Raw genomic sequence first — 15,036 nt, forward strand, 5'->3', positions numbered from 1 at the left:
CGTTTCCTCGTCACGTTTTGTCTTGTCCACCATTCAAGCAGGCCTGCCCGTCGCCCGCAACTCGGCCAAGGCCGCTGTCATATGCTAGGAAGGCACAGCTCCGTTGCGAGGACTGAGAGGTTAAAGGGATGAAAGAGCTCGTCGGCATTGCGGAACAGGTTGCGGCCCGACTAATCGCGCGCAAACAGACCATTGCAGTGGCTGAATCCTCGACCGGCGGCCTGATCTCGGCCAGCCTGCTCGCGGTGCCCGGCGCCTCCGCCTATTTCCTCGGCGGCGCCGTGGTCTACACCCGCGATGCCAGGCGTGTGCTGATGGATATTTCGGACGAAGGAATGAAGGGCTTTCGCTCCTCGTCGGAGCCTTATGCAAAGCTGCTGGCCGAACAGATGCGCAGCCGCTTCGGCTGCGACTGGGGCCTGTCCGAAACCGGCGCCGCCGGCCCCACCGGCAACCGCTACGGCGATGCCGCCGGCCACAGCTGCATGGCGGTTTCGGGACCCGCGGCGGAGGTGATCACGCTGGAGACGGGCAACAACGACCGGTTTGCGAACATGCAGATGTTTGCTGCCACGGCGCTGAAGCTGTTGCTGAGGAAGCTGGAGGGGTGAACGCCCTCACATGGGAACCGCACGCGCTCCCCATCTCCAGCCGGACTGACCGTCGTGCCGGCGCATGAGCGAGCGCGTCACCGCCCAGGCGCGAGAGGAGCAATGATGCAATTGCCTGCGTTCGTCTTCGCCGCCCTGCTCGTCCTTGGGATAACGACGGCGCAAGCCGCCGGGGTCAGAAACTTCGACATTCCTGCCGGTCCGGCGGGACCGGCAATCCGATTGCTGGTCTGGACTCCGTGTGCAGAGCCACCTCGCGAGATGGATGCGCGTGGCGCCACCTTCTTCGCCGTGCCCGCATGTCCGATCACCGGAGAAAACCTTCCACTCATCGTGATGTCGCACGGCCGCCGAGGATGGTTCGGCGGTCACCATGACACGGCCGCGGCTTTGGCCGATGCCGGGTTCGTCGTGGCGGCGCTCAATCATCCCGGCGACACCATGCGTGACACCAGCCGCACCGACAGTCTTTCGGTTCTCGTCGAGCGCCCCACGGACATGAGCCGGCTGATCGACTATATGCTGGAGGGGTGGCCGGACGCATCCCGCATCGATCCTCAGCGCATCGGGCTCTACGGGTTTTCGTTTGGCGGTTACACCGGCCTCGTCGTCATCGGCGGCAATCCCGATCTGCGCAAGGGATTGCCGAATTGCGAGACGTCCAGCCTGAAGGCGTGCAAGCAACTCGAAAGCGGCGAGCTTCCTGATCAGCCGACGACCCATGATAAGCGCGTCAGGGCCGCGGTCATCATCGATCCCTATCCGGTGTTCGTCTTCCCGGAGGAGAATCTGAAAGCAATAGCAGTGCCGGTTCAATTGTGGAGTTCTGACCCTGCGCAGAATGCCGATGGTCTATCCGGATGCTGTGCGGCAGCGATCAATCAAAGGCTTCCGATCAAGCCGGACTACCATTTCGTGGACAATGCCCGGCATTTTTCCTTCCTCGCGACCTGCACCCCAAAGGACGCCCGGGAGGCCCCCGCCGTCTGCACCGATGCGCCGGATTTCGATCGCGTCGATTTCCACCGACGGCTTCACGCAGATGTCGTTGCGTTCTTTCGCAAGCATTTCGCCGAAAGCGCCAAGCCGTGACGCGGCCCTCGGCCCGGCGCCGCGCCGGCCTAAGAGCAGGACAAGCCGTTGCCGGGCTCGCGGCAGAGCTTCGCGCGAACCTCTACGATATCGATATCGTACTTCCCGGCTCTCCGCTTGCGCGAGGCGGAGGCCGAGTCGGCACTGTCCATTGAAAGCAGATTGAGCTGCTTCTTGGTCGCCGCGCTGCACATCAGAGCAGCGTTGCCGCCGAGGTATCTCGACTGGGCGCCAAGCTCCTGCCGGGTGAGCTCCGCGAATGGCCCCAGACGCAATTGCGTTTCGACCGCTGCGATTTCAGCGTCGCTCGCCTGCGTCCGGGCAACACCCTTCATCCTGCGTTCGAAGCCGTTTGCGATCGCCGCCCCATGTGCCGCACCAAGATCCGCAACCTCTTGCGCTGCGTCCGTAAACTCACCGCGCTGGGAACCGGCCAACAGATAGGACTTGCAAGCCAACGGGTTGCTCGCGAGCTTCAGGAGGGTCGCCAGCTCCGCCCGGTCCACGGCATTGATGTGCTCGTCGTCGGCATAGACTTCCATCTCGCTCGCCAGGATCATGTTGAGTGCACCATTGGCGGCGGGCCATCCGCCCTCGTTGAAGGCCTCTTCGGTCTCCCGAAGGAAGACCGCCCTGAGCGCGGGATCGCTGCGGGCAATCGACGCGGCCAAAGGGAAGCGCGCGATGTTCTGATCGAAATCGCGCGCAAACGCGCTTGGCCCGGAGAGGCTCGCATATGCCAGGTTTCCGGCCAGCAGGGCGACGACGAGGAGCAGCAGGATTGATCTTCTGGTCATGTGAGAGTTTTGGTGTGGGTTACCGCGAGAGATCATCTCACGCCGGGTCACCGCCATCCATTGCAACTACAGGCTGCCCTTAATGAATCCTTTCGCAGCCGTGGCGAGTTGCGCGGATGCCCTGCTATCTTGCCAGATGCCGCATGAAGATCCGCACCACATATCCCTGGACCCGCGGCGCCTCGTCATAGATATCCGACGCGAGCCGCTCGATGGTCTCACGCAGGGATAGGAACTGCGCCTGGCGCGCGCTGCTCTCGGTGCCCTGCATGCCCGCGAGCTCGTCCATCGCGGCATCGCTGATCTGGCAATGCACGACCTCATCCTCACGCATCATCGTGAAGCGAAAGGCCAACCGTTCGAGGTCGTGGCCGATGATCCTGTCGCGCGACAGCGGCATCCAATTGTCCCGTTCGCGCCCCCGAACGGGACAATGCTGAAAATCTGGCGCTTTGTCACCACCCGCGCCAGGAGGCATCGCTGTCATGCGATGTTCATCAACAGCGAGCTTCCGTCGGTCGGCCCGGCTCCGACGTCAGTAGGCGAGCGCCGTGCCGGTCGGCTTGTCGAGTGCCGCGGCCAGCGATCGATACTCCTCACAATCCGTCCCGCAGATGGCAGCGATCCGGCTGAGATGATAGAGCGCCTGCTCGCGGTTACCCCGCTCGAGCTGCCACAATCCGTAGTACTGCCACGTCAATACGTGGTTCGGATCTGCCTTCAACGCGCGCTCGTACCAGACCTGCGACTGCTCGTAGTCGCCGAGCTTGCGGTAGGAATAGCCGATGAGGTTGGCGACGTTCGGATGGTCGTCATGGCCGAGCGATTTTAATTCCGCGATCGCGGTCGCATAGTCGTTGCGCTCGTAGATGGTGTCATAAGCCACGCGGTAGCCGGCCGCGAAAGCGGGATCGCCGATACTGGACTGGTTGTTCGGCTTCCTGCCTTTGTGTGTCGCCTTGGTGCCCCAGCGTTTCGGGTAGACTGGCTGCGGCTGCAGCCTCTGATCCGCGTAGGCTCCGGCATAGGGATCAGTGGAGCTGATGCCGCCCCCGCCACCACCACCGCCACCGCCGCCGGCGGCAAAGGCCGGCGAGCTCAACAGTACTGCCGCAAATGTACCGAGCGTGACGAGCCTGATCATCGCTGTAATCATGTCTGCCTCCTGTCCTGTTCAAGCGGCCCCGGACGACGTGATAACCCTGCATCGGCAGCGATATTCCAGGACGCTGCGCTCACAGAGACGTCAGCGTTCGTACGACAGTCACGTTGTCCTTTACTGGAACGCGACCTCGGCGAAGCTTCGCAGCTTTCGCGAATGCAGCCGTTCCGATTCCTGCTGCTTGAGCCGCTCCAGCGCCTTCAGGCCGATCTCGAGATGTTGGCCGACGCGGCGGCGGTAGAATTCGCTGGCCATGCCCGCGAGCTTGATCTCGCCATGCAGCGGCTTGTCGGAGACGCAGAGCAGCGTACCGTAGGGAACGCGGAAGCGGTAGCCGTTGGCGGCGATCGCGGCCGATTCCATGTCGAGCGCGACCGCGCGCGACTGCGACATGCGGCGGATCACCTCGGGCCCCGAGATCTCCCAGTTGCGGTTGTCGACGCTCGCGACGGTGCCCGTGCGCATCAGGCGCTTTAGCTCGAAACCTTCGAGGCCGGTGACGTCCTCGACCGCCTGTTCGAGCGCGACCTGCATCTCGGCCAGTGCCGGGATCGGCACCCAGAGCGGCAGCTCGCGGTCGAGCACGTGGTCCTCACGTACATAGCCGTGGGCGAGCACGTAGTCGCCGAGCCGCTGCGTGTTGCGCAGGCCTGCGCAATGGCCGAGCATCAGCCAGGCATGCGGGCGCAGCACAGCAACGTGGTCGGTGACGTTGCGCGCGTTCGACGGGCCGGTGCCGATGTTGATCAGGGTGATGCCGCGATAGCCAGGCGCGACCAGATGGAAAGCCGGCATCTGCGGCGCGCGGGCAGGCGCCACCCCGCTGGTTGCGCCGCCGCTGCCCGTGATCACATTGCCGGGCGCGACGAAGGCTTCGAGGCCGGCTTCGCCGGACTGCAGCCGCTGCTGGCAGAGCTGCGCGAAGGCATCGACATAGAACTGGTAGTTGGTGAAGATCACGAAATTCTGGAAATGCTCGGGATCGGTGCCGGTGTAGTGATAGAGCCGCCGCAGCGAATAATCGACACGGGCAGCCCGGAACAGGGACAGCGGCTCGGGCGCGCCCGGCTGAAGCTCGAAGGTGCCGTCGGCGATCGCATCGTCCATGGTGGTGAGATCGGGCACGTCGAACGCATCGCGCAGCGATCGTGTCACAAGAGAATTCTCGCTGGTGGTGATTGCGGCTTCGATGTTGATGTCGCGGCGATAGGCGAAGTGAATCGGGATCGGCTCGGCTGATTCGCCGATCTCGACGGGAACGCCGTGGTTCTGGATCAACAGCCCGATCTGCTCGGTGAGATAGGCGCGGAATAGATCCGGCCGCGTGACGCTGGTCTCATGCACGCCGGGCCCGGCGACGAAGCCGTAGGCAAGACGCGAGTCCAGCCGCGCATACGTCGCGGTGGTGACGCGGACGAAGGGATAATAGGCTCGCACCCGCGTCGTGATCGCCTCGCCGTTGACATAGGCCTCGAACCGGTCGCGCAGGAATTTCGTGTTGCGCTCATAGATTTCCTCGAGGCGGGCGACGGCGAGGACGGCGTCGGTGAAGGATTTGGTGGCGATGGAGGGTGGGGACTGCATTGTTCGACCGCCGGGTTGCTGGGCTTGAGTCGAACTATAGCAAAGAACGATGGCAATCGTCAGCGAAGGGCGGCTTGCGGACCACACACTCCGCTGTCATGCCCCGGCTTGACCGGGGCATCCAGTACGCCGCGGCGTCCCGGTTCGATCACAGCCGCCTCTGGAATACTGGATCGCCCGGTCAAGCCGGGCGATGACAGCGAGTGTGCGGCGCGCTCCGGGACGACGCGCTTTCGCGCGTCACTTCTCGCGGAAGGCCCGCATCAGCTGGTCGTGCAGCGGCTTCATCAGATAGGACAGCATGGTGCGGTCGCCGGTCTGGACGAAGGCTTCCGCCGGCATGCCGGGGATCAGCTTGGAGTCGCCCAGCTTGGCGACCTCTTCCGGGGACATCGACACGCGGATGGTGTAGTAGCTCTGGCCGGTGCGCTGGTCGGTGGTGACGTCGGGCGAAACGCGGCTGACGACGCCGTTGAGCTCGGGCGTGGTGCGCTGGTTGAACGCGGACAGACGCAGCAGCGTCTTCTGGCCGATCTGGAGCTTGTCGATATCGACAGGATTGACCTTGGCTTCGACCTGGAGATCGTCCGCCTGCGGCACAATCAGCATGAGGGCATCGCCGGCGGTGACGACGCCGCCGACGGTATGCACGGTCGATTGCAGCACCATGCCGTCCTGCGGCGCGCGGATGTCGACACGGCGGAGCTGGTCTTCGGCGGCGACCTTGCGCTCGATCATTTCACCGATCTTGTCGTTGGTCTCGCGCAGATCCTTGGAGACCTCGCTCACCATGTCCTTGTCGACCTGGATGATCTGTAGCTCGGTCTCGGTGATCTTGCCCTTGGCCTGCGCGCGCGAGGCGATGTATTGCGCGCGCTCGCCGTTGAGGCGGGCGCTGTCGCGTTCCAGCGTGGTGAGGCGGGAAATCTGCACCAGGTGCTTCTCATAGAGATCGCGGACACCGACCAGTTCCTGCTGCACCAGGACGATCTCCCTGTCCTTGGCCTTTTCCTGCGCGGAGAGTCCTTCGATCTCCTCGTTGAGCTGCTGGACACGCTCGCGGAGCTGCGCCTTCTGCCCGGCGCGGCCATTGACGCGGACGTCGAACAACTTGGTTTCGGCGGAGAGCAGGTTCTTGACGTCGGGATCGTTGCCGCGATCGAGGAGCGATTGCGGAAACTCGATCTTGTCGACACCGCGCTGCTCGGCCTGGAGCCGCGCCGTGCGCGCCAGCGCGGCGTCGAGATTCTTGGTGACGATGGCGAGGTTCGCCTTGGTGACCGTGTCGTCGAGCCGCACCACGATATCGCCGGCCTTGACCACGTCGCCGTCGCGGGCACGCAGCTCGCCGACCACGCCGCCGGTCGGATGCTGCACCTTCTTGACGTTGGATTCGACCACGACCTGGCCCGGCGCGATCAGGGCCCCCGAGATCTGCACTGTCGACGCCCAGCCGCCGAGACCGATGACGAGGGCCAGCACGATGGCCAGCCCGAGCATCAGATGAAACCTGATGGAATCCCGCACGGTCCTCTTCGCGGCGGGCTTTCCGCCGCCGATAGCCATCGTGCTCATGACTTGGGCACTCCGCCTTCGCTAACGATCTTGATCGGTGCCGGCGGCGTCACGCGCGGCTGAAGCACCTGGGCAAGCACCTGCTCCTTCGGCCCGAACGCCTGCATGCGGCCGTCGCGCAGCACCAGGATCTGGTCGACCGCCTCGACGCCGATCGGGCGATGCGCCACCACGATGACGATGGCGCCGCGCTCGCGCGCGCTGCGGATCGCGCGGGTCAGCGCCTCGTCGCCCTCGGTGTCGAGATTGGAATTGGGCTCGTCGAGCACGATCAGGAACGGGCTGCCGTAGAGCGCGCGCGCCAGCGCCACGCGCTGCGCCTGGCCCGCGGAGAGCGCGGTGCCCTGCTCGCCGACCTGCGTGTTGTAGCCCTCGCGCATCTTGATGATCATCTCGTGCACGCCGGCTTCCTTCGCCGCGGAAATGATGCCGTCAGAGGTGGCCTCGGGATCGAAACGGCTGATGTTCTGCGCGATGGTGCCGCCGAACAATTCGACGTCCTGCGGCAGATAGCCGATGTGGCGGCCGAGCATGTCGGAGGCCCACTGGTCGAGCGCCGCGCCGTCGAGCCGCACCTTGCCACGGACCGGATGCCAGACGCCGACCAGCGCGCGGATCAGCGACGATTTGCCGGAGCCGCTCGGCCCGATCACGCCGAGGCCATTGCCGGCGGTGAGCGCGAAGGTGACGTCCTGCACGATGAGGCGCTGATCGCCCGGCGGCACCATGGCGATGCCTTCGACCGACAGACGACTGGTGGGCGCCTGCAACTGGGTCGGCATCGTCTGCGGCGGCATCTGCTCCAGCAGACGCGTGAGGCGCTGCCAGCTCTGACGTGCCGCGACAAAGGATTTCCAGTGCGCGATAGCGAGATCGACCGGCGCGAGCGCGCGGGCGGAGAGGATCGAGCCGGCGATGATGATGCCGGCGGTCGCTTCCTGGTGGATGACGAGATAGGCGCCGACCGCGAGCACGGCCGATTGCAGCATCATGCGCAGCACTTTCGCGACCGCACCGAGGCCGCCGGCGACGTCGCTCGCACGCTGGTTGCCGTCGAGGTACTTTTCGTTGGCCTCGCTCCAGCGCTGGTTCATCCGGCCGGTCATGCCCATCGAGACCATGACTTCGGCGTTGCGCCGGCTGGAGGCGGCGAGATCGTTGCGCTGGGCGGCGAGGCCCATCGCGTCCTTCGCCGGCTGGCGGGACAGGAACTCGGTGACCAGCGTCAGCCCGACTAGGATGATGGCGCCGGCCAAGGCGGTGAGGCCGATCATGACGTGGAAGGCGAAGCAGATGGCCAGGTACAGCGGCAGCCAGGGCAGGTCGAAGAACGCGCTCGGGCCCATGCCGCCGAGGAACGAGCGGACATTGTCGAGGTCGCGCAGGGGCTGCAGGCCCTCGTTGCGGCTGCCGACCAGGAGAGGCAGGCGCACGACGGTGTCGAACACGCGCTTGTTGAGGGCTTCATCGAGCGCCGTGCCGATCCGCCCCAGGATCCGGTTTCGGATCATGTCGAGCATGCCCTGCGCCATATAGAGGAAGCTGGCGATGATGATCAGGCCGACGAGAGTCGGAACGCTGCGGCTCGGCAGAACCCGGTCGTAGACCTCCAGCATGAAGATCGACCCAGTCAGATAGAGCAGGTTGATCATGCAGCTCATCAAGCCGACGCCGACGAACGCCGTGCGACAAGCACGCAAGGCGTCACCGAGCTCTGAACGGCGGACGCCGGGTACGGCTGCCATCAGTCTGATCTCTTTCGGGTAAGGGGCAACGCCCCTGATTTCCTAGGTCGTTCAGGGGTACGCGACCCGGATTAACATCGTATTCCCCCGCGACGAACGCGGTCGAATTAATCCAGGTCCCTGATAGGCCACCTCTACCCCTGACGGCCTCGCACGCAAGTCCGGTATTTCACAGTCTTTGCGGCTTTTTATAGCAGACATCGCGGCCTCTCCCCAGCGGGGGAGAGGCGAAAGTTCTGGCTCACCGAGCCAATGTGACGCTAGAGCCGGCCGCCGCCGCGCACCAGCCGCACCACCAGGAGCAGGATGATGGCGCCGATGGCGGAATAGATGATCTCGGACACGAGGCCGGTGCCGAGATGGATGCCGAGCTTCGGGAACAGGAAGCTTGCGACAAACGCGCCGGCGATGCCGATCACGATGTCGCCAATGATGCCGAACCCACTGCCGCGCACCACCTTGCCGGCGAGCCAGCCGGCGACGAGGCCGACGAACAGGATGACGATGAGGCCTTGGCCAGAAATGTACATAAGTTGAAGTCCCTCTCCATGAACGGGGGCATGGAACCGGAACCGGGATGAATGGGGTCTGAATGGTCGGTTCGGATAAAAATGTCGAAAACAACCCCATGCACAGTAGGAGTGCAGTTGGCCGGCGGTGCGAGGTGAACTGTGACAAGTCGGTGTTGTCGTAGAGGGATTCTGAAGAAGTGCGCGATTTGAAGTGAGGGAGGCGCCGCTCTCTCATTCCCTCCCCCCTTGCGGGGGAGGGGCAGGGAGAGGGGTGGCCACGGGCGAGGTCTGAGTTTGTGGCTACCCCTCTCCCCCGCCCTCCCCCGCAAGGAGGAGGGAGCGCAGTGTTGCGCGGGGATGTAGTACGGCTGGAGAACGAACTACGACGCCGTCACCGGCTCGGCCAGCACGCATCTCGCCGCCCTACCCGGCCCTACCTCCACATTCGCAGGCAATTGCTCCAGACACCGCGGCTGGGCGACCGTGCAGCGGGGGGCGAAAGAGCAGTTGTTCGGCTTTTCGGCCAGTGATGGCGGGGTGCCGGGGATCGTCTCCAGCCGGGCGCCGCGCTTGGCGCCGTGGATGGTGGAGGCGAGCAGGCCCTTGGCGTAGGGGTGAACCGGCGTGCGGACGATGTCGCGGAGCGTCCCCTGCTCCACGATCTGGCCGGCATACATCACCGCGACACGGTCGCAGATCTCGATCGCAACACCAATGTCGTGGGTGACGAAGATGACGGACATGCCGAACTCGCGCTGCAGCTCACGCAGCAGCAGCAGGATCTGGATCTGCACGGTGGCATCGAGCGCGGTGGTCGGCTCATCCGCCAGCAAGATCTTCGGACGGCAGGCGAGCGCGAGCGCGATCATCGCGCGCTGGCGCATGCCGCCGGACATCTCGTGCGGATAGGCATCGAGCCTGCGCTTTGCGGAGGGAATGCGCACGACCTCGAGCATTTCGAGCGCCCTCGCCCGCCCTTCCGCATAGGACTTGCCTTCGTGGCGCACGACGCTTTCGGCGATCTGCGCGCCGATGGTGTAGACCGGATCGAGCGCGAGCGCGGGCTCCTGAAAGATCATCGACACGGTCTGGCCGCGGAACGACGACAGCTCCTCGTCGTTCATGGCGAGCACGTCGCGGCCCATCACATTGACCTTGCCCGTGATCTGCGTGCGCTTCTTCGGCAGCAGCCGCATCAGCGCACGCAGGGTCACGCTCTTGCCGGAACCGGACTCGCCGAGCAGGCCCAGCACCTCGCCGTCACCGAGCGAGAGACTGAGATCGTTCACGGCATAGACCGTGCGTTCCCCGGTGAAGCGGATGTTGAGGCCTGAGATGTCGACGAGCTTTGTCATGACGGCAGTTTCGGCAACCTATCGTGATAGGCGGTGACGCGCTGGAAGGCGGCGCCGATGGTGAGCAGGGTCGCTTCATCGAAGGAGCGGCCGATCAGCTGCATGCCGATCGGCAGGCCGCTTTTGGTGAAGCCGGAGGGAATGGTGAGCGACGGCAGGCCGAGAAAATTCACCGGGCGGGTGAACAGTGTCAGCCGCTGCACCATCGCCGGCGCGTTCGGGCCGCCGCCGACGTCGCTCTCCTCGATCGTCGGCGCGGGCACCGGCGATGCCGGCGCGATGATCGCGTCAACACCAGCCGTGGCTGCATTGTGCGCGGCGAGTGCGGGGCCGCGCCAGCGCATCGCCTCCAGATAAGTGATGGCGGGAACGGCGAGACCGTTCTGAAGCCGCATCAGGACCTGCGGGCCATAGTCCTGCGGACGCTCGATCATCCAGCGCTTATGGAAGGCGGCCGCTTCGGCTGCGAGCACGAGCTGGCTTGCCGCCGACAATTGCCGCTGGTCCGGCAACTCGACCGTGACGATGTCGGCACCCTCGCGCTTGAGCACCGCGATGGTCTCGTCCAGCACGCGCGCGACCTCGCTATCGAGATCGTCGACATAGAAGGACGCGGGCACGCCGATTTTCAGGCCCTTGAGCGAACCCTTGGTGGCGCCGACATAGTCGGACAGCGGCTCGTGGCTGCAGGTCGAATCCGCGGGATCGGGACCGGCCATCAGCGCCAGCAGCAGCGCGCAATCCTCGGCGGTGCGGGCGAGCGGGCCGACCGTGTCGAGCGATTGCGACAGCGGCATCGCGCCGGCGCGGCTGACGCGGCCGACGGTGGTTTTCAATCCCGTGACGCCGCAGAAATGCGCGGGCATGCGGATCGAACCGCCGGTGTCCGAGCCGAGCGCCGCGAACGTCAGGCGCGCCGCGACTGACGAGCCGGAGCCGGAGGACGAGCCGCCGGTGATGTGCGCGACGTTCCAGGGATTGCGCACCGGACCGTAATGCGCGTTGTGGCCGGTCGGGCCATAGGCGAATTCGGCCAGATGCAGCGTGCCGAGGCGGACCTGCCCGGCATCCTTCAGCCGCTGCAAGGCAGTCGACGTGACGGTCGGTACGAAATCGCGGCGGATCAGCGAGCCGCAGGTCGAGACGTGGCCTGCGTCGTAATACATGTCCTTGTGCGCGAGCGGAACGCCGTGCAGCGGACCGCGGACGTTGCCCTTGGCGAGCTCGGCATCGGCGGCCGCGGCAGCCTTCAACGCGGGCTCGGCTTCAACCGACATGAAGGCGTTGAGATGCGGCTGCCATTGCGCGATACGATGCAAGAGCGCGCGCGTCACCTCGTGCGAGGACACCTGCTTCATCGCGATCGCACGCGCGACCTCGGTGAGCGTCATCAATGCAGGCTCACGGCTCATTTCGACACCTTCTGCGTCTGCGCGATCGGATAGAGCGCGGGCTCGAGATCGAACGGCAGCGTGCCGGCGATGACCGCAAAGCCTTCGAAGGCCGGTCCGATGGAATTGGAGATACGCGTCGCGATCTCGTCATCGACAGGAACGCCCGCGACTTGCGCGATCGGCTTGATCTCTTTGGGTGTCGGTCTTGTCATGCTGTTTCCTCTGCGGGCGCGCGGCTATGGCCTGATCCGGGTATCGCCATGTAGCACGCGGCTTCGTGGCCCATTGTATCGAGCGCGGTGAGCTTTGGTGCTGCATTTGCGCAGAGCGGCTCCGCAAACGCGCAGCGGGTGTGGAAGCGGCAACCCGGGGGCGGATCGATCGGATTAGGCGGGTCGCCGGTGATCGGCGGCTTCTCGGTGCGACGATCGGGGTCCGAGGACGGCATCGCGGCAAGGAGCGCACGCGTATAGGGATGCGCAGGGTTGTCCCAGACCTGGTCGACCGGGCCGAGCTCGACGACCTCGCCGAGATACATCACCAGCACGCGATCGCTGATGTAGCGGACGACGTTGAGGTCGTGGCTGATAAAGAGATAGGTCAGGCCGAACTCGCGCTTGAGATCGGCGAGCAAATTGAGCACCTGTGCCTCGACGGATTTGTCGAGCGCCGAGACGGCTTCGTCCAAAATCACCAGCCGCGGCGACAGCGCCAGCGCACGCGCAATGTTGACGCGCTGGCGCTGGCCGCCGGAGATCTCGTGCGGATAGCGGTTGGCGAAGTTTTCCGGCCGCAAGCCCACCTTGCCGAGCAGCTCGCGCGCGAGCGCACGGGCCGTTCCATCGGCCATGCCGTGCACTTTCGGGCCGAACGCGATTGATTCCTCGATCGTCAGGCGCGGATTGAGCGAGGCATAGGAATCCTGGAACACCATCTGCATGCCGCGGCGCAGCTCGCGCAACGACAGCGCCTGGCCGACGGTCATGCCGTCATAGATGATGTCCCCGGTATCGCGCGGCATCAGATGCATCAGCAGCCGCGCGGTGGTCGACTTGCCGCAGCCGGATTCGCCGACGATGCCGACGGTCTCGCCCTTCGCGACCGAGAAGGAGACGTTGTCGACCGCGCGCACGGTGCGTTTCGCGGCGAATAGCCCGCCGCGCACCGGGAAATGCTTGGTCAGGCCGTTGACCTGGAGCAGCGGTTGCGCGACGCCGCCAACGTCCTCGACCGGCTCCAGCATTTCAACGGATGTGTTGCTCTCGCTCATGGCCTAGTTCCTGATGTCCATGGCGCTGCGCAGGCCGTCCGAGAGCAGGTTGAAGCAGATCGAGACCGCAAAGATCATCGCGCCCGGCAATGCCGCGACCCAGGGATTGACGTAGATCGCGGTGCGGAGCGTGTTCAGCATCAGTCCCCATTCCGGCTCCGGCGGTTTTGTGCCGAGGCCGAGGAAGGAGAGACCTGCGGCCAGGATCATCGAGACCGAAATGAGACTGGTCGCATAGACGAAGATCGCGCCCAAGACGTTGCCGAGGATGTGCACACGCATGATGGTGAAGGGCCCCGCGCCGGACGCACGCGCCGCTTCGACGAAGTCCATGTTGCGCACGCCGGTGGTGACGCTTTCGGCAACCCGGGTGATCTGCGGCACGAACACGACGGTCAGCGACACGATGGAGTTGAGGATGCCGGCCCCGAGCGCGCCGGAGATCGCGATGGCGAGCAGCACGGAGGGAAAGGCGTAGAACACGTCGATCGTGCGCATGATCGCGGTGTTGAGCTTGCCGCCGACATAGCCGGCGACGAGACCGAGCGACGTGCCGATGCAGAACGCGAGGATGACAGGCAAAATGCCAATGACCAGCGACAGCCGCCCGCCATAGATCAGCCGCGCCAGCATGTCGCGGCCGAGCTCGTCGGTGCCGAGCGGGTAGCCTGCCGTGCCGATGTGGCGGAGGCGGCGGATCATCGAACCCTTGTAGGGATCTTCAAGCCCGAGCCACGGCGCGAGCACCGCGGACAGGAAGATCAGCAGCAGCACCAGCGCGCAGGCCATGCTGACCTTGTCGCGGGCGATACGGCGGCCGACGGTCGCCCAATAGCCGCGCGCCTTGGTCGCGGGCGCGGCCTGCAGCGCGGCGTCGGCGGTGGCGGACAACGGAAGCTCGCTCATCGGCTAGCCCCGCTTGATGCGCGGGTCGATCGCGGCTTGCGCGATATCGACCAGCAGATTGAGGAAGACGAAGAACAGCGCCAGGATCAGGATCGTGCCCTGCAGCAGCGGCAGGTCGCGCTGGAAGATCGCCGAGTTGAGCAGGAAGCCCGAGCCCGGCCAGGAGAACACGGTCTCGATCAGGATCGAGCCACCGAGCATGTAGCCGAGTTGAAGCCCCATCACCGCGAGCGCGGTGGGCGCGGCATTCTTTATGACGTGGCGGAACACGCCGGTTTCGTGCAGGCCCTTTGCGCGCAACGCCTCGACAAAGTCCTGCGAGAGGATGTCGCCGGTGAGCGCGCGCACGGTGCGGGTGACGATGCCCATCGGGATCACCGAGGTCGTGATCGCCGGCAGCACCAGGTATTTCAGATGCGCCCAGTCCCCGGCCCAGGAGTTGGAGCCGTTCGGCCCGGCGCCGACCGCGGGCAGCCAGTTCAGCTGCACCGAGAAGATGATGACGAGCACCATGCCGAGCCAGTAATGCGGCACCGAGACGCCGGCGATAGCGAAGGAGGTCGCGACCTTGTCGATCCAGGTCTCGCGGAAATAGCCGGCGATCAGGCCGAGCAGGATGCCCATCGTAAAGCCGATGATGGCGGCCGCAATCGCGAGCGTGACGGTGTTGCTGACCGCACGCATGACCTCGGCGAGCACCGGGCGCCCCGTGGCGATGGAATTGCCGAGATCGCCATGAAGGGCGCGCAGCAGCCACAGGCCGAACTGCACCGGCAGCGGGCGGTCGAAGCCGTAGGCGGCGCGGAGCTGCGCCGCGAGCTCCTGCGAGGCGTCGGCCGGCAGCACGGCAACCAGCGGATCGCCCGGCGTGATGTGCACGAGCAGAAAGCACACCAGCGCCACGCTGATGACGATCGGAATGACATAGACGATGCGGCGAGCGATATAGGCGAGCACTGGTCTTCTTTCTTCCTTCTCCCCTTGTGGGAGAAGGTGGCGCGCGATCAGCGCGCCGGATGAGGGGTATCTATCC

The 15,036-nt window shown here is 65.1% G+C and carries 15 protein-coding genes; 2 read left to right on the forward strand and 13 right to left on the reverse strand.

Going from position 1 to position 15,036, the window contains the following annotated elements; all coding sequences use genetic code 11:
• Positions 1-128 precede the first annotated feature (128 nt).
• The gene (locus tag ABIB99_RS13140) at positions 129-611 is read left to right on the forward strand and encodes a CinA family protein (RefSeq protein WP_063980829.1); all 483 of its coding nucleotides are present in this window, start codon (positions 129-131) and stop codon (positions 609-611) included.
• A 102-nt stretch (positions 612-713) separates the two neighbouring features.
• On the forward strand, positions 714-1,703 hold the full coding sequence (locus ABIB99_RS13145) for an alpha/beta hydrolase family protein (protein ID WP_354176096.1): 990 nt from the start codon (positions 714-716) through the stop codon (positions 1,701-1,703).
• A gap of 29 nt (positions 1,704-1,732) precedes the next feature.
• Here ABIB99_RS13145 and ABIB99_RS13150 read toward each other — a convergent pair whose 3' ends face one another.
• The 13 genes from ABIB99_RS13150 to ABIB99_RS13210 form a co-directional block, all read right to left on the reverse strand.
• On the reverse strand, positions 1,733-2,557 hold the full coding sequence (locus ABIB99_RS13150; protein WP_354176097.1) for a hypothetical protein: 825 nt from the start codon (positions 2,555-2,557) through the stop codon (positions 1,733-1,735).
• A 67-nt stretch (positions 2,558-2,624) separates the two neighbouring features.
• Positions 2,625-2,900, reverse strand: coding sequence for a DUF1488 family protein (locus tag ABIB99_RS13155; RefSeq protein ID WP_063980827.1), 276 nt, complete (start codon positions 2,898-2,900; stop codon positions 2,625-2,627).
• 135 nt (positions 2,901-3,035) lie between these two features.
• Positions 3,036-3,656, reverse strand: a complete 621-nt coding sequence (locus ABIB99_RS13160) for a tetratricopeptide repeat protein (protein WP_166345570.1) — start codon at positions 3,654-3,656, stop codon at positions 3,036-3,038.
• 120 nt (positions 3,657-3,776) lie between these two features.
• Positions 3,777-5,246 carry an AMP nucleosidase gene (locus tag ABIB99_RS13165; RefSeq protein WP_259259338.1) on the reverse strand — a complete coding sequence of 490 codons (1,470 nt, stop codon included), beginning with the start codon at positions 5,244-5,246 and terminating at the stop codon, positions 3,777-3,779.
• Positions 5,247-5,486: 240 nt separating this feature from the next.
• Complete coding sequence (locus ABIB99_RS13170; protein WP_354176100.1) at positions 5,487-6,821, reverse strand: HlyD family type I secretion periplasmic adaptor subunit; 1,335 nt, start codon at positions 6,819-6,821, stop codon at positions 5,487-5,489.
• Complete coding sequence (locus tag ABIB99_RS13175; protein ID WP_354176101.1) at positions 6,818-8,566, reverse strand: type I secretion system permease/ATPase; 1,749 nt, start codon at positions 8,564-8,566, stop codon at positions 6,818-6,820. The genes ABIB99_RS13170 and ABIB99_RS13175 overlap by 4 nt, the downstream gene beginning before the upstream one ends.
• 260 nt (positions 8,567-8,826) lie before the next feature.
• The gene (locus ABIB99_RS13180) at positions 8,827-9,096 is read right to left on the reverse strand and encodes a GlsB/YeaQ/YmgE family stress response membrane protein (protein WP_063980822.1); all 270 of its coding nucleotides are present in this window, start codon (positions 9,094-9,096) and stop codon (positions 8,827-8,829) included.
• Positions 9,097-9,458: 362 nt separating this feature from the next.
• The gene (locus tag ABIB99_RS13185; RefSeq protein ID WP_354176102.1) at positions 9,459-10,433 is read right to left on the reverse strand and encodes an ABC transporter ATP-binding protein; all 975 of its coding nucleotides are present in this window, start codon (positions 10,431-10,433) and stop codon (positions 9,459-9,461) included.
• On the reverse strand, positions 10,430-11,845 hold the full coding sequence (locus ABIB99_RS13190) for an amidase (RefSeq protein ID WP_354176104.1): 1,416 nt from the start codon (positions 11,843-11,845) through the stop codon (positions 10,430-10,432). Before ABIB99_RS13190 ends, ABIB99_RS13185 begins: the two co-directional genes overlap by 4 nt.
• Positions 11,842-12,039 carry a hypothetical protein gene (locus ABIB99_RS13195; protein WP_208089046.1) on the reverse strand — a complete coding sequence of 66 codons (198 nt, stop codon included), beginning with the start codon at positions 12,037-12,039 and terminating at the stop codon, positions 11,842-11,844. Before ABIB99_RS13195 ends, ABIB99_RS13190 begins: the two co-directional genes overlap by 4 nt.
• Entirely contained in the window at positions 12,036-13,097 is a 1,062-nt protein-coding gene (locus ABIB99_RS13200; protein WP_354176105.1) for an ABC transporter ATP-binding protein, read from the reverse strand. Before ABIB99_RS13200 ends, ABIB99_RS13195 begins: the two co-directional genes overlap by 4 nt.
• A gap of 3 nt (positions 13,098-13,100) precedes the next feature.
• The gene (locus ABIB99_RS13205) at positions 13,101-14,003 is read right to left on the reverse strand and encodes an ABC transporter permease (RefSeq protein ID WP_014498429.1); all 903 of its coding nucleotides are present in this window, start codon (positions 14,001-14,003) and stop codon (positions 13,101-13,103) included.
• Positions 14,004-14,006: 3 nt separating this feature from the next.
• Complete coding sequence (locus ABIB99_RS13210) at positions 14,007-14,960, reverse strand: ABC transporter permease (RefSeq protein ID WP_354176106.1); 954 nt, start codon at positions 14,958-14,960, stop codon at positions 14,007-14,009.
• Positions 14,961-15,036 lie beyond the last annotated feature (76 nt).

The sequence above is a fragment of the Bradyrhizobium sp. LA6.1 genome (assembly GCF_040547805.1).
GTDB classification, from domain to species: Bacteria; Pseudomonadota; Alphaproteobacteria; order Rhizobiales; family Xanthobacteraceae; genus Bradyrhizobium; species Bradyrhizobium barranii.